The sequence below is a fragment of the endosymbiont of unidentified scaly snail isolate Monju genome, from assembly GCF_000801295.1.
Classification (GTDB): domain Bacteria; phylum Pseudomonadota; class Gammaproteobacteria; order Chromatiales; family Chromatiaceae; genus MONJU.
Genome location: NZ_AP012978.1, coordinates 599,707 through 618,098 on the forward strand (window position 1 = coordinate 599,707; position 18,392 = coordinate 618,098).

16 protein-coding genes and 1 tRNA gene are annotated in these 18,392 nt (G+C 66.0%); 13 read left to right on the forward strand and 4 right to left on the reverse strand.

What is annotated here, in order from left to right:
* Positions 1 to 46: 46 nt before the first annotated feature.
* Positions 47 to 1,210: a ribonuclease D gene (gene rnd / locus EBS_RS02845; protein ID WP_043107214.1), complete on the reverse strand. Its 1,164-nt coding sequence runs from the start codon at positions 1,208 to 1,210 to the stop codon at positions 47 to 49.
* Between the two features lie 120 nt (positions 1,211 to 1,330).
* Between rnd and EBS_RS02850 the strand changes: the two genes are divergently transcribed.
* From EBS_RS02850 to EBS_RS02890, 9 genes are all read left to right on the forward strand, one after another.
* A complete protein-coding gene (locus EBS_RS02850; protein ID WP_148307624.1) occupies positions 1,331 to 1,798 on the forward strand; it encodes a hypothetical protein in 468 nt (155 codons plus the stop codon).
* 18 nt (positions 1,799 to 1,816) lie between these two features.
* Positions 1,817 to 3,190, forward strand: coding sequence for a UDP-N-acetylmuramate:L-alanyl-gamma-D-glutamyl-meso-diaminopimelate ligase (gene mpl, locus EBS_RS02855; protein WP_043107216.1), 1,374 nt, complete (start codon positions 1,817 to 1,819; stop codon positions 3,188 to 3,190).
* A complete protein-coding gene (locus EBS_RS02860; RefSeq protein ID WP_043107218.1) occupies positions 3,187 to 3,795 on the forward strand; it encodes a flavin prenyltransferase UbiX in 609 nt (202 codons plus the stop codon). The genes mpl and EBS_RS02860 overlap by 4 nt, the downstream gene beginning before the upstream one ends.
* 332 nt (positions 3,796 to 4,127) lie before the next feature.
* Positions 4,128 to 5,429 (forward strand): ammonium transporter, encoded by a 1,302-nt coding sequence (locus EBS_RS02865; RefSeq protein ID WP_052199235.1) that lies wholly within the window; start codon positions 4,128 to 4,130, stop codon positions 5,427 to 5,429.
* 252 nt (positions 5,430 to 5,681) lie between these two features.
* Positions 5,682 to 8,336, forward strand: coding sequence for a pyruvate dehydrogenase (acetyl-transferring), homodimeric type (gene aceE, locus EBS_RS02870; RefSeq protein ID WP_043107221.1), 2,655 nt, complete (start codon positions 5,682 to 5,684; stop codon positions 8,334 to 8,336).
* A gap of 13 nt (positions 8,337 to 8,349) precedes the next feature.
* On the forward strand, positions 8,350 to 10,023 hold the full coding sequence (gene aceF, locus EBS_RS02875; protein WP_043107223.1) for a dihydrolipoyllysine-residue acetyltransferase: 1,674 nt from the start codon (positions 8,350 to 8,352) through the stop codon (positions 10,021 to 10,023).
* A gap of 196 nt (positions 10,024 to 10,219) precedes the next feature.
* The gene (lpdA, locus tag EBS_RS02880; protein WP_043107224.1) at positions 10,220 to 11,641 is read left to right on the forward strand and encodes a dihydrolipoyl dehydrogenase; all 1,422 of its coding nucleotides are present in this window, start codon (positions 10,220 to 10,222) and stop codon (positions 11,639 to 11,641) included.
* Positions 11,642 to 11,659: 18 nt separating this feature from the next.
* On the forward strand, positions 11,660 to 12,451 hold the full coding sequence (locus EBS_RS02885) for an alpha/beta fold hydrolase (protein ID WP_043107226.1): 792 nt from the start codon (positions 11,660 to 11,662) through the stop codon (positions 12,449 to 12,451).
* Positions 12,429 to 12,941 (forward strand): UPF0149 family protein, encoded by a 513-nt coding sequence (locus EBS_RS02890; protein ID WP_043107227.1) that lies wholly within the window; start codon positions 12,429 to 12,431, stop codon positions 12,939 to 12,941. The genes EBS_RS02885 and EBS_RS02890 overlap by 23 nt, the downstream gene beginning before the upstream one ends.
* A gap of 41 nt (positions 12,942 to 12,982) precedes the next feature.
* On the opposite strand, the gene EBS_RS02895 is transcribed toward EBS_RS02890, so the two are convergent.
* A tRNA-Pro gene (locus EBS_RS02895) sits at positions 12,983 to 13,059 on the reverse strand.
* 10 nt (positions 13,060 to 13,069) lie between these two features.
* Complete coding sequence (ispB, locus tag EBS_RS02900; protein WP_043107228.1) at positions 13,070 to 14,038, reverse strand: octaprenyl diphosphate synthase; 969 nt, start codon at positions 14,036 to 14,038, stop codon at positions 13,070 to 13,072.
* 174 nt (positions 14,039 to 14,212) lie between these two features.
* Between ispB and rplU the strand changes: the two genes are divergently transcribed.
* From rplU to proB, 4 genes are all read left to right on the forward strand, one after another.
* A complete protein-coding gene (rplU, locus tag EBS_RS02905; RefSeq protein ID WP_043107230.1) occupies positions 14,213 to 14,527 on the forward strand; it encodes a 50S ribosomal protein L21 in 315 nt (104 codons plus the stop codon).
* Between the two features lie 13 nt (positions 14,528 to 14,540).
* On the forward strand, positions 14,541 to 14,798 hold the full coding sequence (gene rpmA, locus EBS_RS02910) for a 50S ribosomal protein L27 (RefSeq protein ID WP_043107231.1): 258 nt from the start codon (positions 14,541 to 14,543) through the stop codon (positions 14,796 to 14,798).
* Between the two features lie 78 nt (positions 14,799 to 14,876).
* Positions 14,877 to 15,947 (forward strand): Obg family GTPase CgtA, encoded by a 1,071-nt coding sequence (cgtA, locus tag EBS_RS02915; RefSeq protein ID WP_043107232.1) that lies wholly within the window; start codon positions 14,877 to 14,879, stop codon positions 15,945 to 15,947.
* The gene (proB, locus tag EBS_RS02920) at positions 15,944 to 17,068 is read left to right on the forward strand and encodes a glutamate 5-kinase (protein ID WP_043107233.1); all 1,125 of its coding nucleotides are present in this window, start codon (positions 15,944 to 15,946) and stop codon (positions 17,066 to 17,068) included. Before cgtA ends, proB begins: the two co-directional genes overlap by 4 nt.
* Before the next feature lie 214 nt (positions 17,069 to 17,282).
* On the opposite strand, the gene EBS_RS02925 is transcribed toward proB, so the two are convergent.
* A complete protein-coding gene (locus EBS_RS02925; RefSeq protein WP_043107234.1) occupies positions 17,283 to 18,392 on the reverse strand; it encodes an OprD family outer membrane porin in 1,110 nt (369 codons plus the stop codon).

Below are 18,392 nucleotides of genomic sequence, written 5' to 3' on the forward strand. Positions count from 1 at the left end.
TCGGGCGTTGGGTGTTGCCGGGCGGTTCCCGGAGTGAGTGGCAGCCCTATCCCCGGTTTGCCGTTTGCAGCGACAGCCGGCCACCTTTGTTGACCAGTTGTTGTTCGCCGCGCAGCAGCGCCTGCAGGGGCTCGCCGGCCACCGCGCGGCGCCAGCCCTCGAGCAGGGGGCAGTCCTCTTCGCCACGTACCAGTTTCTGCAGGTCCTTGTGGGTGGCGATGGCCTGGGGCGAGAGCTGGTGCTCGGCGGCGAGCAGGCGCAAGGCGGCGGTCAGGTAGTCGACCATGGCCTCCTGTTCGGGGGCCAGCGGGCTGGGCCGGCGCTTTTCGCTTGGCCAGGCCTCCCGCGGCAGTGTTGCGGCCTTCTGGAGCAGCGCCAGCAGGTGCTTTCCCTCCTTGCGCACCAGGCCGGCCTCGACACCACGTATCTTCGCCAGGGCCTCGATATTGCGTGGCAGGCGCCGGCAGATCTCTACCATCACGTCGTCCTTGAGCAGCCACTTGCGTGGCAGGTCGCGTGCGCGCGCCTCGGTCTCGCGCCACTCGGCCAGCGCGGCGAGTACCGCGAGCTGGCGGCCGCGCAGGTGCTGGCGGCCCTTGACCCGTTTCCAGGCCTCGCGCGGATCGGGCTCGTAGGTGGCCGGGGCGGTGAGGGTGGCGAAATCGGCGGCCAGCCATTGCAGGCGCTCGCGATCCGACAGGCTGCCACGGATCTCCAGGTAGAGCTGGCCCAGGTAGATCACATCGTCGAGGGCGTAGCGGATCTGCTCATCGTTCAAGGGGCGTGCCGACCAGTCGGTGCGCGACTGGTCCTTTGGCAGTTCGACGCCGAGCACCCGCTTGACCAGGTTGGCATAGCCGATCTGGTCGCCGTGCCCCAGCAGGGCGGCCGCCGGCTGGGTGTCGAACAGGGGCAGGGGAAAGCGGCCCCAGTCGTGCCAGAAGATCTCCAGGTCCTGCCGGGCGGCGTGGAAGACCTTGAGGATGCTGCCGTCGAACAGCAGGTCGAGGAAGGGTGCCAGCTCGTCACCCAGAGTCAGCGGATCGACGCAGGCGGCGGTCTCGCCGTTGCTTACCTGGATCAGGCACAGCCGTGGATAGTAGCTGCGCTCGCGGATGAACTCGGTGTCCACCGCCAGCCACTCACTGCCGGCGAGTTCTCTGCACAGGGCCTGCAGGGCGTCGGGATTGTCGATCAGGTGTTCTTGCATGGCGCGTCAAGGGTTGCGGGGCGCATAGCATAGCACCGCACGGCGTAGTAGATTGTCGGTATGAACGCCCTTTTGCGACATTTCCGCGCGCTGGTTCTCTTGCGTCTCGGTCCGCAGGACATGCCGGACTCCGCTGTCCTGATGGGCATGCTGCTGGCAGTCAACCTGCCGCTTCATACCCTGTTGACTCTGGAAGTGTTCCCCGAGGTCTGGCGTGCGCTGGTCGCCGAGTTGCTGGACCTGGGACTGGGAGCGGGTCTGTTGTTCGCCGCGCTGCAGGTGCGGGGCCACCCCGGGCGCTGGCGACAGACCTATATCGCCCTGCTGGGGATGGGAGCCCTGTTCGGCGTGGTGGCGCTCGTCTATCGATTGCTCGCTCTGGCGCTGGGCCTGGAGCCGCTGGCGGCCCTGCTCGATCTGCTCTTGCTCTTCTGGAGCCTGCTGGTCATGGGGCACATCCTGCGCCAGGCGCTGGAGATCCCGTTGCTGCTCGCGATCCTCATCGCGGTCGCCTATACAATGTTCCTGCTGGGCCTGCTGGCCCAGCTGTTGTTGCCCGAGGCGGCCGGGCAGCCGGTCTTCGAGTGAGTCGGGAGTAGGATCTTCATGCATATCCACATCCTGGGCATCTGCGGCACCTTCATGGGTGGCATTGCGTTGATCGCGCGCGAGCTGGGCCACACCGTGAGCGGTTCGGACGCCAATGTCTATCCGCCCATGAGCACCCAGCTCGAGCAGGCCGGTATCGGCCTGATGGAAGGCTGGGACCCGGCTCACCTGCAACCGGCGCCGGACGTGGTGGTGATCGGCAATGCGCTCTCGCGCGGCAACCCGGCGGTGGAATACGTGCTGGAACAGGGTCTGCCCTATACCTCGGGGCCGCAGTGGCTGGCCGAGCAGGTGTTGCGCGATCGCTGGGTGCTGGCGGTGGCCGGCACCCACGGCAAGACCACCACCAGCAGCATGCTGGCCTGGATACTGGAGCAGGCTGGTCTGGCGCCCGGCTTCCTCATCGGCGGGGTGCCGCGCAATTTTGGTGTCTCGGCGCGTGCGGGGGAGAGTCCCTTCTTCGTGGTCGAGGCCGACGAGTACGATACCGCCTTCTTCGACAAGCGTTCCAAGTTCGTGCATTACCGGCCGCGCACCCTGGTGATGAACAACCTGGAGTTCGATCATGCCGATATCTTCGACGACCTCGAGGCCATCCAGCGCCAGTTTCACCACCTGGTGCGCACCGTGCCCGGCAACGGGCTCATCCTCAGCCCGCTGAACGACGGCAACCTGCACGAGGTACTGGACATGGGGTGCTGGACCCCGGTCGAGCACTTCGACCCGGTGTTCGAGGCGACCTGGCATGCCCAGGCGGTCGCTGCGGATGGTTCCGTCTTCGACGTGGTGTGCGAGACCGAACGGGTCGGCCGGGTCGAGTGGTCGCTCGGCGGTCGGCACAACATCGCCAACGCACTGGCCGCACTGGCCGCGGCGCGTCATGCCGGGGTGCCGCCAGCGCAGGGTGTCCAGGCGCTGTGCCGTTTCGAGAACGTCAAGCGACGCATGGAGCTGCGCGGCGAGGTGGGCGGGGTGGCGGTGTACGACGATTTCGCCCATCACCCGACCGCCATCGCCACGACCCTGGATGGATTGCGTGCGCGTGTGGGCGAGCGGCGTATCCATGCGGTGCTCGAGCCGCGTTCCAACACCATGCGCCTGGGGGTGATGGCCGACCGCCTGGTCGACGCCCTGCGCGTCGCCGATCGGGTTTATCTCTACCAGCCACCCGGTCTGGCCTGGGATGCCGGTGCCACCCTCGGTGCGCTGGGGGCGGCACTGGTGGTGAGTGACAGTACCGAGGCCATTGTCGAGCGCCTGGCCGCCGAGGTTCGGCCTGGCGAGGTGATCCTGGTGATGAGCAACGGCGGCTTCGAAAACATCCACCAGCGCATCCTCGATGCCCTGGCGCAGCGGGGGGCGGCGGCATGAGCGATGCCATCGCGGTGGCCATCACCGGTGCTTCGGGGGCGGCCTATGCCTTGCGCCTGGTCGAACAATTGCTCGCCGCCGGGCGCGAGGTGCAGTTGATGCTGTCCCAGGCCGGACAGGTGGTGGTCAACATGGAGACCGACCTGCGCCTGCCGTCGGACACTGCCGGCCAGCAGCAGGCGCTGGTGAGCCATTTCGGCTGCGCGCCGGAACGCCTGCGGGTGTTCGGCCGCCAGCAATGGCTTGCGCCAGTGGCCTCGGGAACCAATCCGCCGGCGGCCATGGTGGTCTGCCCCTGTACCACCGGCACCCTGGCGTCGATCGCCAACGGGATCTGTGACGACCTCATCGACCGCGCCGCCGACGTGGCCCTCAAGGAGCGCCGGCCGTTGATCCTGGTGCTGCGCGAGACGCCCTATTCGGCCATTCACCTGCGCAACATGCTGCGCCTGACCGAAGCGGGAACGACCATCCTGCCGGCGAATCCCGGGTTCTATTTTCGGCCGCAGACGGTGCAGGAACTGGTGGATTTCGTGGTCGCCCGGGTGCTCGACCACCTGGGGGTGCCGCACGAACTGACTGCGCGCTGGGGCGAGGATAGATGAAAAGAATCCGCCTTTTGGGGAACCCGTCGCATTCCGGCTGGTCTCATGGGGTACAGGCGACTGCCTGAATGAACTTGACGGTTCATTGATAGACTCCCCTTGGTGATTTCGCCGGCGTTCCCTATCGGGACGCCGGCTTTTTATGCGCACGATAATGGTGCAATTTTGAGCGCGATGCACCACAACAGGGCGACCTGCTGCGCCCAACTATTGGGCGCATGACATCAAATAGTATCTAAGTCATTGAATTAACAATGCCCCAAAAGCGGGCATTAAAATTGCTTGTAGTGCGCGATCGAACAACACCATTGACCTACTATGGGGAGCCTGAAATGACGATACCCAAGCGCCTGAGAGCATCGATCCTGCCGGCCCTGCTGTTGCCGGCCTCGGCACTGGCCGGAGATACCATGAACGGGGCAGATACCGCCTGGATCATGGCTTCTACCGCCCTGGTGCTGTTCATGACCCTGCCGGGACTGGCCCTGTTCTACGGTGGCCTGGTGCGCAGCAAGAACGTGTTGTCGGTACTGATGCAGTGCTTCGCCATCGCCGGGCTGGCTTCCATTCTCTGGCTGGTGGCGGGCTACAGCCTGGCCTTCGGCGAGGGCAATGCCTGGATCGGCGACCTGAGCAAGGTGATGATGGCCGGCATCGGTCGCGAGACGCTCTCGGGCAGCATCCCCGAGTCGCTGTTCATGATGTTTCAGATGACCTTTGCCGTGATCACCCCGGCGCTGGTGATCGGTGGTTTCGCCGAGCGCATGAAGTTCTCGGCCATGCTGCTGTTCTCGGCCCTGTGGCTGATGGCAGTCTATGTGCCGGTCACCCACTGGGTGTGGGGTGGCGGCTGGCTCGGCGAGATGGGCCTGTACGATTTCGCCGGCGGTACCGTGGTGCACATCACCGCCGGGGTTGGCGCCCTGGTGGCCGCGCTGGTGCTGGGGCCGCGTCGCGGCTTCCCCGAGACCGCCATGCCGCCACACAACATGACCATGACCGTGGCCGGCGCCGGCATGCTCTGGGTGGGCTGGTTCGGCTTCAACGGCGGTTCGGCCCTGGCGGCTGACGGCAACGCGACCATGGCCATCCTGGTCACGCACCTCTCGGCGGCGGCCGGTGTCCTGGTCTGGTCCGCGATGGAATGGATCCGCTTCGGCAAGCCCAGCGTGCTGGGCGCGGTTACCGGTATGGTGGCCGGTCTGGGTACCATCACCCCGGCCTCGGGCTTCGTCGGCCCGGCGGGTGGCCTGCTGATCGGCATCATTGCCGGTTTCGTGTGCTTCAATGCCACCCTGTACGTCAAGCGCGTGCTCAAGATCGACGACTCGCTGGACGTGTTCCCGGTGCACGGCGTGGGCGGCATCATCGGCACCCTGATGGCCGGTATCTTCTCCGCCACCTCGCTGGGCGTGTTCAGTGGCTACGGCTTCGCCGAGGGCATCGACAGCATGGCCGGCCAGCTCAAGGTGCAGGCTATCGGCGTGATCGTCACCATCGTGTTCACCGCCGTGCTCACCTGGGTGATCCTGAAGGTGGTCGACGCCCTGCTGGGCCTGCGTGTCACTGCCGACGAAGAGCAGGAAGGCCTCGACCTGGTGCTCCACGAGGAGCGGGGTTACGACCTGCACTGATCAGCCTCGATCCGCTGGCTGATCAACCCGTCGCGCCTATGGGTGCGGCGGGTTTTTTTGTGCATGAAACATGTTCCGAAGGGCTTGATATAAGACAAATGTCTTAGAACTGGAATATGTCAACTCGTTGATTTTCAAGAAAATGTAAAAACAAGTTCGCTTTTTTTGGCATGCTTTGCTTGAATTGCCCCCATGCTTGGGCCGGCTGCGGGCTGGTCCGACCCGAAAATCACTCAGCAATGGGGGCGACCCATGACCACCAAACCCGATATCGATCCCCAGGAAACCCAGGAATGGCTCGAGGCCCTCGAGGCGGTGCTCGAGCACGAGGGTGCGGAACGCGCGCACTTCCTGATCGAACGCATGATCGACAAGGCGCGCCGCTCCGGTGTGAACCTGCCGTTCTCGGCCAACACGGCCTATGTGAACACCATTCCCCTCACCCGGCAGCCGCCCTATCCGGGCGATCAGGCGGAGGCGCGCATCCGCGCCTATATCCGCTGGAATGCCATGGCGATGGTGGTGCAGGCCAACCGCAAGGCCTCGGAGCTGGGTGGGCACATCGCCAGCTTCGCCTCGGCGGCGACCCTGTTCGATGTCGGCTTCAACCACTTCTTCCGGGCCAGGAACGAGCAGCAGGAAGGCGACCTGGTATTTTTCCAGGGCCACTCGGCGCCCGGCATCTATGCACGCGCCTTCCTCGAGGGGCGACTCAGCGAGGAGGAGCTGAACAACTTCCGCCAGGAGGTCGATGGCAACGGCCTGTCGTCCTACCCGCATCCCTGGCTGATGCCCAACTTCTGGCAGTTCCCCACCGTGTCCATGGGCCTGGGGCCGATCATGGCCATCTACCAGGCGCGCTTCATGCGCTACCTGCACGACCGCGAGATCGCCAATACCGACGGCCGCAAGGTCTGGGCCTTCATGGGTGACGGCGAGATGGACGAGCCCGAGTCGCTGGGCGCCATTTCGCTGGCCGCTCGCGAGCGGCTGGACAACCTGGTGTTCGTGGTCAACTGCAACCTGCAGCGTCTCGATGGCCCGGTGCGCGGCAACGGCAAGATCATCCAGGAACTCGAGGCGGTGTTCCGCGGCGCCGGCTGGAACGTCATCAAGGTGATCTGGGGCGCTTACTGGGACCCGCTGTTCGCGCGCGACAAGCACGGCCTGCTGGTCAAACGTATGGAAGAGGCGGTCGACGGCGACTACCAGGCCTACAAGGCCAAGGGCGGCGCCTATGTGCGCGAGCACTTCTTCGGCAAGTATCCCGAGCTGGCGGCGATGGTGGCCAACATGTCCGACGAGGACATCTGGCGGCTCAACCGCGGTGGCCACGATCCGCTCAAGATCTACGCTGCCTATGCCGCAGCCATGAAGCACAAGGGGCAGCCGACGGTGATCCTGGCCAAGACGGTCAAGGGTTACGGCATGGGTGAGGCCGGCGAGGGACAGAACATCACCCACTCGCAGAAGAAGATGGGCGAAGAGGCGCTGCGTCACTTCCGTGACCGCTTCAACATCCCCATCCCCGACGAACAGATCGCCTCGGCACCGTACTTCAAGCCGCCGGCGGACAGCCCGGAGATGCGGTACCTGCACGAGCGCCGCGCCGAGCTTGGTGGCTACCTTCCCAGTCGCCGTGCCCAGGGCAACAAGCTCGAGATCCCGCCGCTGGAGACCTTCAAGGCCCTGCTCGAGGGCAGTGGCGAGCGCGAGATGTCCACCACCATGGCCTTCGTGCGCTTCCTCACCACCCTGATCCGCGACAAGAACGTGGGCAAGTACGTGGTGCCCATCGTGCCCGACGAGGCGCGCACCTTCGGCATGGAGGGCATGTTCCGCCAGCTGGGCATCTATTCGAGTGTCGGCCAGCTCTACACCCCGGTGGATTCCGACCAGGTGATGTACTACCGTGAGGACAAGAAGGGGCAGATCCTGCAGGAGGGCATCAACGAGGCCGGCGCCATGTCGTCGTGGATCGCCGCCGCGACGGCCTACAGCAACCATGGCGTGACCATGATCCCCTTCTACATCTACTACTCGATGTTCGGCTTCCAGCGGGTGGGCGACCTGGCCTGGGCCGCCGGCGACATGCAGGCACGCGGTTTCCTGCTCGGCGGCACCGCGGGGCGCACCACGCTCGCCGGCGAGGGCCTGCAGCACCAGGACGGGCACAGTCATTTGCAGGCAGCGACCATCCCCAACTGCCGCAGCTACGACCCGACCTTCGCCTACGAGCTGGCGGTGATCCTGCGTCACGGCATGAAGGTGATGTACGAGGAGCAGCAGAACATCTTCTACTACATCACCGTGATGAACGAGAACTACCCGCAGCCGGCCATGCCCGAGGGCGTGGAAGAGGACATCATCCGCGGCATATACCGTTACCGGCAGGGGTCGCGCAAGAAGAAGCGGGTGCAGCTGATGGGGTCGGGCACCATCCTGCGCGAGGTGATCGCCGCGGCCAACCTCCTCGAGGAAGAGTGGAACGTGGCCGCCGACGTGTGGAGCGTGACCAGCTTCAACGAGCTGCGTCGCGACGGCATCGACGTGGAACGCTGGAACATGCTGCATCCCACGAAGAAGCCGCGCGTGCCCCATGTGCAGCGGATGCTGGGCGACGCCCGCGGGCCGGTGGTCGCCGCCACCGACTACCTACGTGCCTTCCCCGAGCAGATCCGGCCCTACCTGGGCGATCGTCACTACCTGACCCTGGGCACCGACGGCTTCGGCCGTTCGGATCTGCGCTCGCAGCTGCGCAAGCACTTCGAGGTCAATCGCTACTACGTCGTGGTCGGCGCGCTCAAGGCGCTGGCCGACATGGGCGAGATCGAGCCCAAGGTGGTGGCTCAGGCGATCAAGGCCTACAAGATCGACCCCGAAAAGCCCAACCCGGTGACGGTCTGAGGAGGGAGCGGAGATGAGCCAGACGATCGAAGTGCAACTCCCGGACATCGGTGACTTCAAGGATGTCGAGGTGATCGAGATCCTGGTCGCGCCGGGTGACGTCATCCAGCCCGAGCAGTCGCTGATCACCCTCGAGAGCGACAAGGCCACCATGGAGATCCCGGCTCCGCAGGGTGGGCGGGTGGCCGAGGTGAAGGTCGCCATCGGCGACAAGATCAACCAGGGCGACGTCATCCTGTTGCTCGAGGCCGGTGAGGAAGCGGCGGCCGCCGACGAGCCGGCGCTGGCCGAGACGCCTGCCGCCGAACCCGAAACGGCCGAAACGTCCGCGCCAGCCCCCGAGCCGACACCCGCCGCGCCTGCCGGCGAAGCACAGCGCCTGCCGGTCACGGTGCCTGACATCGGCGACTTCAAGGATGTCGAGGTGGTCGAGGTGTTGGTGAGCGATGGCGACACCGTCGAGAAGGAGGGTTCGCTGATCACCCTGGAGACCGACAAGGCCACTATGGAGATCCCCTCGCCCTACGCCGGCACGGTACGCGGTCTGAAGATCGCGGTCGGTGACCGGGTCAACCAGGGCGATTTCATCTGCGACATCGAGACGCAAGGCGAGGCGCCGGTAAGCAGTCCGGCGGCAGCCGCCCGGGCGCCGGGCGAACCGGCTCCGGCGGCACCGGCCGCCCCCGCCACGGCGGAGATCGCGCAGTCCAAGCGTCGCCCCGGCGAGAAGCCGGCGCGTAAGCGGCCGGTGATTGCACGTCCCTCGGATGCTCCCAAGGGGCGCGCGCATGCCAGCCCGGCGGTGCGCCGCTTTGCACGCGAACTGGGGGTCGATCTCTATCACGTGCCCGGTTCCGGCCCCAAGGGGCGCATCACCAGGGAAGACGTGCAAGCCTTCGTCAAGCGCACCCTGGCCGAGGGAGCGCCCGCGGTGGCTGCTTCCGGTCCGCTGCAACTGCCGCGCCCGCCGGAGATCGATTTCAGCCAGTTCGGCGAGATCGAAGAGGTCGAACTCGGCCGCATCAAGAAGATCAGCGGCAAGCACCTGCACAATGCCTGGCTGGGCATCCCGCATGTCACCCAGTTCGACGAGGCTGACATCACCGAGCTCGAGGCCTTCCGCAAGGGGCTCAAGGCGCAGGCCGAGAAGGAGGGTGTGAAGCTCACCTTCATGCCCTTCCTGATGAAGGCGCTGGCTGCAGCATTGAAGGAATACCCGCAGTTCAACGCCTCGCTGGCGCCGGATGCCGAGCACCTGATCCTGAAGAAATACCTGCACATCGGCATCGCCGTGGACACCCCCAATGGATTGATGGTGCCGGTGGTGCGCGACGTGGACAAGAAGGGCGTGTTCGAGCTGGCGCGCGACCTGATGGATGTGAGCACCCGCGCACGCGAGGGCAAGCTCTCGCCCGCCGACATGCAGGGCGGCTGCATCTCCATCTCCAGCCTGGGCGGTATCGGTGGTACCCAGTTCACACCCATCGTCAATGCCCCGGAGGTCGCCATCCTCGGGGTATCGCGTGCGGAAATGAAACCCAAGTGGAACGGGGCCGATTTCGAACCGCGCCTGATCATGCCGTTCAGCCTGTCCTATGATCACCGGGTGATCGACGGTGCCGAAGGGGTGCGCTTTACCACCTGTCTCGGGCAACTGCTGAGCGACATCCGGCGGCTGGTGCTGTGAGCCACCCTGTCAGGGTCCAGGGCCCTGACAGGGTACAGGGGGGCGCGGCGTCGCGGCATTGAAGATTTCGATTGCGTATTGGAGGTCGGCGGTATTGAATGCACTTGGGACGCGCTGAACTGTCCCTCCCCGCGAGCGGGCGAGGCGACCAAATCCAGTGTGTTCCTGGCACCGCGACCGGGAGAAACGAGAGACGATGAGCAAGAACATCCAGGCAGAAGTGGTGGTACTCGGTGGCGGTCCGGGCGGTTACAGCGCGGCCTTCCGTGCAGCCGACCTGGGACTGAAGACAGTGCTGGTGGAACGCTATCCGACGCTGGGTGGTGTCTGCCTCAATGTCGGCTGCATCCCTTCCAAGGCCCTGTTGCACACCGCCGAGGTGATCAACGAGGTGGCCGAGCTCGAGGTCATGGGGGTGCGCTACACCAAGCCCAAGATCGACCTCGACAAGATGCGTGCCGGCAAGGAGGCGGTGGTCGCGAAGCTTACCGGCGGGCTGGCCGCGCTGGCCAAGCAACGCAAGGTGCAGGTGGTCAACGGCTGGGGCGAGTTCGCCTCGCCGCGCGCCCTCTCGGTGAAGACCGATGACGGCATGGTGCAGATCGATTTCGATCACGCCATCATCGCTGCCGGCTCGCGCCCGGTGAAGATCCCCGGCTTTCCCAATGACGACCCGCGTCTGCTCGATTCCACCGGCGCCCTGGCGCTCGAGGACATACCCAAGCGTTTTCTCATCATTGGTGGCGGCATCATCGGTCTGGAGATGGCTACCGTCTATGCCACCCTGGGTTCGAAAGTCGACATCGTCGAGCTCCAGCCCGGCCTGATCCCGGGTTGCGATCCCGACCTGGTGCGTCCCTTGCAGAAACGCCTGTCGAAGCAGGTACAGAACATCTGGCTGAATACCCGGGTGGCCGACATTCAGGCGCTCAAGTCCGGGCTCAAGGTCACCTTCGAGGGTGACAAGGCGCCCGATCCCCAGACTTACGACAAGGTCCTGGTGGCAGTGGGGCGCACGCCCAACGGCAAACTGATCGGCGCCGACCGGGCCGGCGTCGAGGTGGACGAGCGCGGCTTTATCCCGGTGGACGCGCACATGCGCACCAATGTGCCGCACATCTACGCCATCGGTGACATCGTCGGTAATCCCATGCTGGCGCACAAGGCAGTGCACGAGGGCCATGTTGCCGCCGAGGTGATCGCCGGCCTGCCTGCGCTGTTCGACCCCATGGCCATCCCCTCGGTGGCCTACACCGATCCCGAGATCGCCTGGATGGGGCTCACCGAAACCGAGGCAAAGGAGAAGGGCATCGAGATCGAGAAGGGCGTATTTCCCTGGGCCGCCTCCGGCCGCGCGCTCGGCATCCACCGCGAGGAAGGCTTCACCAAGCTGATTTTCGACGCCCGCAGCAAGCGCCTGCTCGGTGCCGGCATCGTTGGCCGCAACGCCGGCGAACTGATCGGCGAGACCGTGCTGGCTCTGGAGATGGGTGCGGATGCCGAGGACATCGCGCTCACCATCCATCCGCATCCCACCCTCAATGAGTCCATCGGCATGGCCGCCGAGATGGCCGAAGGCACCATCACCGACCTGATGCCGCCGCGCAAGAAGCGTTGAGGGGGGCGGGAGCGGGGAATGAGCGTGGTGCCGCTGTATTACCGCGAGTACGGTGACGCCGGCCCCTCCCTGATCCTGCTGCACGGCCTTTTCGGCTCTTCGGCCAACTGGGGTTCGATCGCGCGCGAGCTGAGTGGGCAGTTCCGGGTGATCGTTCCCGATCTGCGCAATCATGGACGCTCGCCGCGTGCCGAACCGATGGACTACGCAGTGATGGCGGAGGACGTCCAGGCGCTGATCGACACCCTGGGACTGGACCGCCCCCTGGTGGTCGGGCACAGCATGGGCGGCAAGGCGGCGATGCGCCTGGCGCTGGAATCACCCGAGGTGGCGGCCGGTATCGGAGTGGTGGATATCGCCCCGGTGGACTATGGACACGATTTCTCGTCCGTGTTCGCCGGTTTCGAGGCGGTGGACCTGGCGCGGCTTTCCGACCGCGCCGAGGCCGACCGGCAGATGGCGGCCTTCGTGCCCGACGCAGCGGTGCGTGCCTTCCTGTTGCAGAACCTGGTCCACGAGCGCGATGGCTGGCATTGGCGGCTGAACCTGCCGCTGTTGCGAGCCTCGATCGGTACCGTCACTGCCTTCGAGGTGCCTCCGGGCGCGCACTATGAGCGGCCCGCGCATTTCATCTTCGGTACCCGCTCGGATTATGTCCAGAAGGCCTATTGGCCGACCATCCAGACCCTGTTCCCGGGGGCGGTCTTCTGCCCGGTCGAGGGGGCGGGGCATTGGGTCTATGCCGAGCGGCGTGATGCCTTTCTGCATTGTCTGAAGGATCTGCTGGATGCCGGAGACACTGCACCATGACGCGTTGGCCCGGGAGCTTGCCGGGCATGGCTGCACCTTTTCGCCTGCCTGGCTGCACGGTGCCCTGTTCGGTCTGATCGCCCTGCACGACGACGATCACGAGGCTGGCTGCAAGCGCCTGCGGACCCTGCTGGCGGCCGATGACCGCCTGGGTGTCTGGCTGTGTGAGCGCTATCGGGCGCTGTGGTCGGCGCTGGACGGGCCGGGACTGGACTTCGGCATGCCGCTGCCGGAAGGTGTGCCGGCCGAGCGCGCACAGACGGTGATCGACTGGACTCGCGGTTATCTGGAGGCCTTGCATTGCTCGGGCCTTGATGAAGCGACGCTGCCGGTCGCCGCCGGGCGGCATGCGCTCGACGAACTGCGACGGATCGCGACGGCCGAGCCGGCCTCGCTGTGCCGCGACGAGGACGGGCAGGAGGAGGCGGCGGAACACGCCTGGGTGACCGCGGTGCTGGTACGCGAGTTGCTGGTAGTGACGCGCGAATGACGAAAAATCCCCGCCCGGCGAGCCGGACGGGGATACAGTGTTGGTCGGAGTGAGAGGATTCGAACCTCCGGCCCCTGCCTCCCGAAGGCAGTGCTCTACCAGGCTGAGCTACACTCCGAAAGCGTTTTTCAGAAGGGGCGATCCACCGCGAAGTCGGCCAATGCCATCAGTGCGGTGAGGTAGCTGCTGTTCGGCAGATCGGCGATGGCCTGCCGGGCGCGCTCGGCCTCTTCTTTCGCGAGGCGGGCAGTGTACGCGATCGCGTCGGTCGATTCAATGGCCCGGCGTACTTCCTCGACACGGTCGGCGCCACCCTGTTCGATGACCTCACGCAGCATGGCGCGGGTGGGCTTGTCGGCCACCGCCATGGCGCGGATCAGCGGCAGGGTGGGCTTGCCCTCGGCCAGGTCGTCACCGATGTTCTTGCCGATGTCGGCCTGCGAGGAGCCGTAGTCCAGGGCGTCGTCGATCATCTGGAAGGCCATGCCCAGATGCAGGCCGTAGCTGGCCATGGCCTTTTCCTCGCGTTCACAGGCATCGGCGACCACCGCGCCCAGTCGCGCCCCGGCCTCGAACAGGGTGGCCGTCTTGCGCAGGACCACCTCACGGTAGCGCGTTTCGTCGGTGTCCGGGTCGTTGCAGTTGAGCAGCTGCAACACCTCGCCCTCGGCGATCTGGTTGGTGGCGGTGGAGAGGATCTCCATCACCCGCATGCTGTCGACCGCCACCATCATCTCGAAGGCGCGCGAGTAGAGGAAGTCGCCGACCAGCACGCTGGCGGCATTGCCCCAGACGGCATTGGCAGTATCGCGGTTGCGGCGCTTCTCCGAGCCGTCCACCACGTCGTCGTGCAGCAGGGTGGCTGTGTGAATGAACTCGACGATGGCCGCCAGCTCGACATGGTGGTTGCCGGTGTACCCCAGGGCGCGCGCCGAAAGCAGCACGATAATGGGGCGCAGCCGCTTGCCGCCGCTGCCGACGATGTAGTGGCCGATCTGGTTGATCAGCACCACGTCGGAACTCAGGCGGTCGAGTATCAGCTGGTTGGTGGCCTTGAGATCGTCCGCGATCAGTTCGCGGATGCTGTCGAGATCCATGAAGATGCCGTACCGGTTTGGGGAGCCGGCATCCTAGTTTTGCCGGCTTTGGTCTGTCAAGGCGAAGCCAGCGAGTGCTATTGACGCTGGGCGGCCGGCTCTATAAAATGTCGCGTCTTTCCGCAGCCGTGTGGCTGCTCCGCATCGAATTCAGACATTGGAGAGTGTGCAGCCATGTACGCCGTTATCCAGACCGGGGGCAAGCAGTATCGCGTGTCCGAGGGAACCACCCTGCGGGTGGAGAAGATCGCCGCCGACGAAGGCGCCAGCATCGAGATCGACAAGGTGCTGATGGTTGCCGACGGTGACGACATCAAGGTGGGTGCGCCCTATGTCGAGGGTGGCAAGGTAACCGCCACCGTGAAGGCGCACGGCAAGGGCAAGAAGGTGCGCATCATCAAGTTCAAGCGCCGCAAGCATCATCTGAAGCGGCAGGGCCATCGCCAGGCCTATACCGAGATCGAAGTGACCGGCATCAGCGCGGGCTAAAGGAGAACACACCATGGCACACAAGAAGGCAGGCGGCAGCTCTCGCAACGGCCGCGATTCGGAATCCAAACGCCTCGGCGTCAAGCGTTTCGGCGGCCAGCAGGTGCGTGCCGGCAACATCATCATCCGCCAGCGTGGCACCCGGGTGCACCCCGGCGTGAACGTGGGCTGCGGTCGCGACCACACCCTGTTCGCCAAGATCGACGGCGTGGTCAAGTTCGAGACCAAGGGTCCGAAGAACCGCAAGTATGTGAGCGTGGTGCCCGTCTGATCCGGTGCACATCGCTTGACGTATGGGGCCTCGTCGTTGGACGGGGCCTTTTCGTTTGTGGGGTACACTGGGGCCGCAATGAAATTCGTCGACGAGGCAACAATCCGGGTCGAGGCCGGTGATGGCGGCAACGGCTGCGTCAGCTTCCGCCGCGAGAAGTACATCCCCAAGGGAGGGCCCGACGGGGGTGACGGTGGCGACGGCGGCAGCGTCTGGCTGGTCGGCGACAGCGGACTGAACACCCTGGTCGATTTTCGCCACCAGCGCCGGCACCGCGCCGAGCGCGGTCAGAACGGCATGGGTCGGCAGATGACCGGGCGCAAGGGGCAGGATCTGCTCATCCCGGTGCCGGTGGGTACCCGGGTGATCGATGCCGACACCGAGGAACTGGTCGGCGAAGTGCTCGAGCACGGCCAGCGCCTGCTGGTGGCGCAGGGCGGCAGGCACGGCCTGGGCAACATCCATTTCAAGAGCAGCACCAACCGCGCGCCGCGCCAGGCCACGCCCGGTACCCCGGGCGAGCGGCGCAACCTGCGCCTGGAACTGATCGTGCTCGCCGACGTGGGCCTGCTGGGCCTGCCGAACGCCGGCAAGTCGAGCCTGATCGCGGCCATGTCGGCGGCGCGCCCGCGCATCGCCGACTATCCCTTCACCACCCTGTACCCTAACCTGGGCGTGGTCGGCGCGGGGTCCGACCGCAGCTTCGTGATCGCCGACATCCCGGGTGTGATCCAGGGGGCGGCCGAGGGGGCGGGGCTGGGCATCCAGTTTCTCAAGCACCTCTTGCGCACCCGCCTGCTGCTGCACCTGGTGGACATCGCACCCATGGACGGGGCCGACCCGGCGGCCCAGGTGCGCGAGATCGAGGCCGAGCTGGCGAAATACTCCCCCGAACTGGCGTCCCGCGAGCGCTGGCTGGTGCTCAGCAAGTGTGACCTGCTCGACGAGGCCGCGCTGGCCGAGGCGCGTGCGCGCCTGGTCGAGGCGCTGGACTGGCAGGGTCCGGTGTTCTCCGTCTCCTCGGTGGCGCGCAGCGGGCTGAAGGCGCTGGAAGACGCGATCGTGGCACACCTGCATGCACAGCGGGTGGCTGCCGCAACGACCGAAACGGAGGCGGATCCCGAACCCTACGATCCGACACGCACATGAAGACGCATGCCGACCTGATACGCGCGCGGCGCTGGGTGGTGAAGATCGGCAGCGCCCTGATCACCGCCGACGGGCGGGGGCTGGATCGCGAGCGCCTGCGTGCCTGGGTGGATCAGCTTGCCGACCTGCTCGGTGAAGGGCACGAGATGGTGCTGGTCTCCTCGGGCGCAGTGGCCGAGGGGATGTCGCGCATGGGCTGGCGCGAGCGTCCGCGCTCGCTGCATGCGCTCCAGGCGGCGGCCGCCATCGGCCAGATGGGGCTGGTACAGGCCTGGGAGAGCTGTTTCCAGCGCCGTGCCCGGCATACCGCCCAGGTGCTGCTCACTCACGACGACCTGTCCAGCCGCCAGCGTTATCTCAATGCCCGCAGCACCCTGCGCACCCTGCTCGACCTGGGCGTGGTGCCGGTGGTCAATGAGAACGACGTGGTGGCCAACGAGGAGCTGCGCTTCGGTGACAACGACTCGCTGGCCGCGTTGGTCGCCAATCTGGTCGAGGCCGATGTCATGGTGCTGCTCACCGACCAGCCGGGCCTGTTCGACGCCGATCCGCGGCACAATCCGCAGGCGAAGTTGATCCCGGTGGCCGAGGCACGCGACCCGGCACTCGACGCGGTCGCCGGCGAGTGCCGGGGCGCCCTGGGCAGTGGCGGCATGGCCACCAAGCTGCGTGCTGCGCGCCTGGCCGCGCGCTCGGGTACGGTCACGGTGATCGCCGGGGGCATCGAACCGGACGTGCTCACCCGCCTGGCGGCGGGCGAGGCGCTGGGCACCCTGCTGTTGCCGGCGCAGGAGCCCGATGCGGCGCGCAAGCGCTGGCTGGCCGGGCACCTGCGGGTCAAGGGGCGGCTGGTACTGGACGACGGTGCCGTGGAGGTGCTGCGGCGTGCCGGGCGCAGCCTGCTGGCGGTGGGTGTACGCGAGGTCGAGGGCGATTTCCGGCGGGGCGAGCTGGTCGCCTGCGTGGACGAGCGGGGACGTGAGGTGGCGCGTGGCCTGGTCAATTATTCCGCTGACGAGGCGCGACGCATCAAGGGTCAGCCTTCGTCGCGCATCGAGGCCATCCTCGGCTACGTGGACGAGGAGGAGCTGATCCACCGCGACAACCTGGTGCTGGTCTGAGGGCAATTCCCATCTTCCGGACAAAAAGAAGCCCCGCTGCGTTCCGTGCAGCAGGGCGATGTGTCGCCGGCTTGGTTGGCAAACTCAGTGATCCTTCAGTGGTCTTCCTGACCGGGTGTCTTCCCTGGGAGTCCCTTCAGGCGACAGGGTCATTCTGCCGCGATTCGCCGTGTCGCGCATGACGTCATTGACGACAAACGATGTAGGAATTTTCCTACAGGAGTGTCAGCCGGTAGTTGAGGAAGGCCCGGGTATTGCTGCCGTCCGGCCCCAGGTCACTGTGGACCAGGTCGAAATGCAGGTCTTCCGAAACGGAATAACCGGCCCAGAGGCCCCATTCGTCGCCCACCCCCTGGTCGAAATCCACGTGGCGCACGCCCAGGCTCAGGCGGTCGATTCCGTGATACTCGGCGCCTAGAGCGAAGGCGCGGATGCGTGGAGTGCCGTCGATGGTGTTCTGGTCGCAGGAGGTGAAGAAGGGGCCACCGCCGTAGCCATTGCTCACGCTGCCGTTGCCGCTGACCCGGTTGTAGTTGCTCGACAGGGTGAGGTTGCCGAGGGCGTAAGCCACGGAGAGGCCCCAGGCGCGGGCACTCTGGTTGGTCGCCTTGTCCTGCTGGCGGGTCCATTGCCACCCCAGATGCAGATCGTCGATCGGGTCGCCGCCGGCCTCGAGGTAGAGGATGTCGGTGCCGCCCCGCTGGCGGTAGTACCAGGCCTGGGCATCCCAGTGGGTCATGCTGTGACTCACCCCGAGCAGGGTCAGGCCTCGCTTGCCGTTGATGCGCGTGAACTTCTCCTGGCGGGCATCCACCCCGGCCCAGCGGCTCAGGTGCGCCAGGGTGAAGCCCCAGCCCTCGAAGGTGCTGTCATCGAGTACCGCCCCTTCGAAGGTATTGGGGATCATGCCGATGTCGTCGGTGTTGGCGAAGGGGGTGTCGATCTCCTGGCGACCGAGGCGCAGACGGGTGCTGCCGAGGTGTCCCTCCAGCCAGAGTTGCCCGAGTATGGCGTAGCCCTTGCCGTCGGGTCCGCCGGCCGAGTCCAGGAACAGGGGGTCGTCGTTCAGGTCACTCAGTGGCGTGGTGGCATATAGGGTCGCGCCGGCACGCAGGCCGTGCCAGGCCGGCGTGGCACCATCCAGGCGGGCGCCGACCGAAAGGGACTCCACGGTGCTGCCCGCGCCATCGTCGGTCGCGGTATAGCCCAGGCGCAGCTCGCTGGAGAGTGCCCCCGGGGACTCGGTGGCACAACCGCAGCCGAGCGGACCGGTGCCGATGAGCATCAAGGCCCATGACAGGGCCTTGCGGTGCGTCTTGTGCAT

What these genes read in the sequence shown, in the direction of transcription:
- rpmA (WP_043107231.1), top strand. Translation starts at nt 14,541, where the DNA reads ATGGCACACAAGAAGGCAGGCGGCAGCTCTCGCAACGGCCGCGATTCG.
- EBS_RS02860 (WP_043107218.1), top strand. Translation starts at nt 3,187, where the DNA reads ATGAGCGATGCCATCGCGGTGGCCATCACCGGTGCTTCGGGGGCGGCC.
- EBS_RS02850 (WP_148307624.1), top strand. Translation starts at nt 1,331, where the DNA reads ATGCCGGACTCCGCTGTCCTGATGGGCATGCTGCTGGCAGTCAACCTG.
- EBS_RS02890 (WP_043107227.1), top strand. Translation starts at nt 12,429, where the DNA reads ATGCCGGAGACACTGCACCATGACGCGTTGGCCCGGGAGCTTGCCGGG.
- aceF (WP_043107223.1), top strand. Translation starts at nt 8,350, where the DNA reads ATGAGCCAGACGATCGAAGTGCAACTCCCGGACATCGGTGACTTCAAG.
- rnd (WP_043107214.1), bottom strand. Translation starts at nt 1,210, where the DNA reads ATGCAAGAACACCTGATCGACAATCCCGACGCCCTGCAGGCCCTGTGC.
- EBS_RS02925 (WP_043107234.1), bottom strand. Translation starts at nt 18,392, where the DNA reads ATGCACAAGACGCACCGCAAGGCCCTGTCATGGGCCTTGATGCTCATC.
- proB (WP_043107233.1), top strand. Translation starts at nt 15,944, where the DNA reads ATGAAGACGCATGCCGACCTGATACGCGCGCGGCGCTGGGTGGTGAAG.
- cgtA (WP_043107232.1), top strand. Translation starts at nt 14,877, where the DNA reads ATGAAATTCGTCGACGAGGCAACAATCCGGGTCGAGGCCGGTGATGGC.
- lpdA (WP_043107224.1), top strand. Translation starts at nt 10,220, where the DNA reads ATGAGCAAGAACATCCAGGCAGAAGTGGTGGTACTCGGTGGCGGTCCG.
- EBS_RS02865 (WP_052199235.1), top strand. Translation starts at nt 4,128, where the DNA reads ATGACGATACCCAAGCGCCTGAGAGCATCGATCCTGCCGGCCCTGCTG.
- aceE (WP_043107221.1), top strand. Translation starts at nt 5,682, where the DNA reads ATGACCACCAAACCCGATATCGATCCCCAGGAAACCCAGGAATGGCTC.
- mpl (WP_043107216.1), top strand. Translation starts at nt 1,817, where the DNA reads ATGCATATCCACATCCTGGGCATCTGCGGCACCTTCATGGGTGGCATT.
- EBS_RS02885 (WP_043107226.1), top strand. Translation starts at nt 11,660, where the DNA reads ATGAGCGTGGTGCCGCTGTATTACCGCGAGTACGGTGACGCCGGCCCC.
- rplU (WP_043107230.1), top strand. Translation starts at nt 14,213, where the DNA reads ATGTACGCCGTTATCCAGACCGGGGGCAAGCAGTATCGCGTGTCCGAG.
- ispB (WP_043107228.1), bottom strand. Translation starts at nt 14,038, where the DNA reads ATGGATCTCGACAGCATCCGCGAACTGATCGCGGACGATCTCAAGGCC.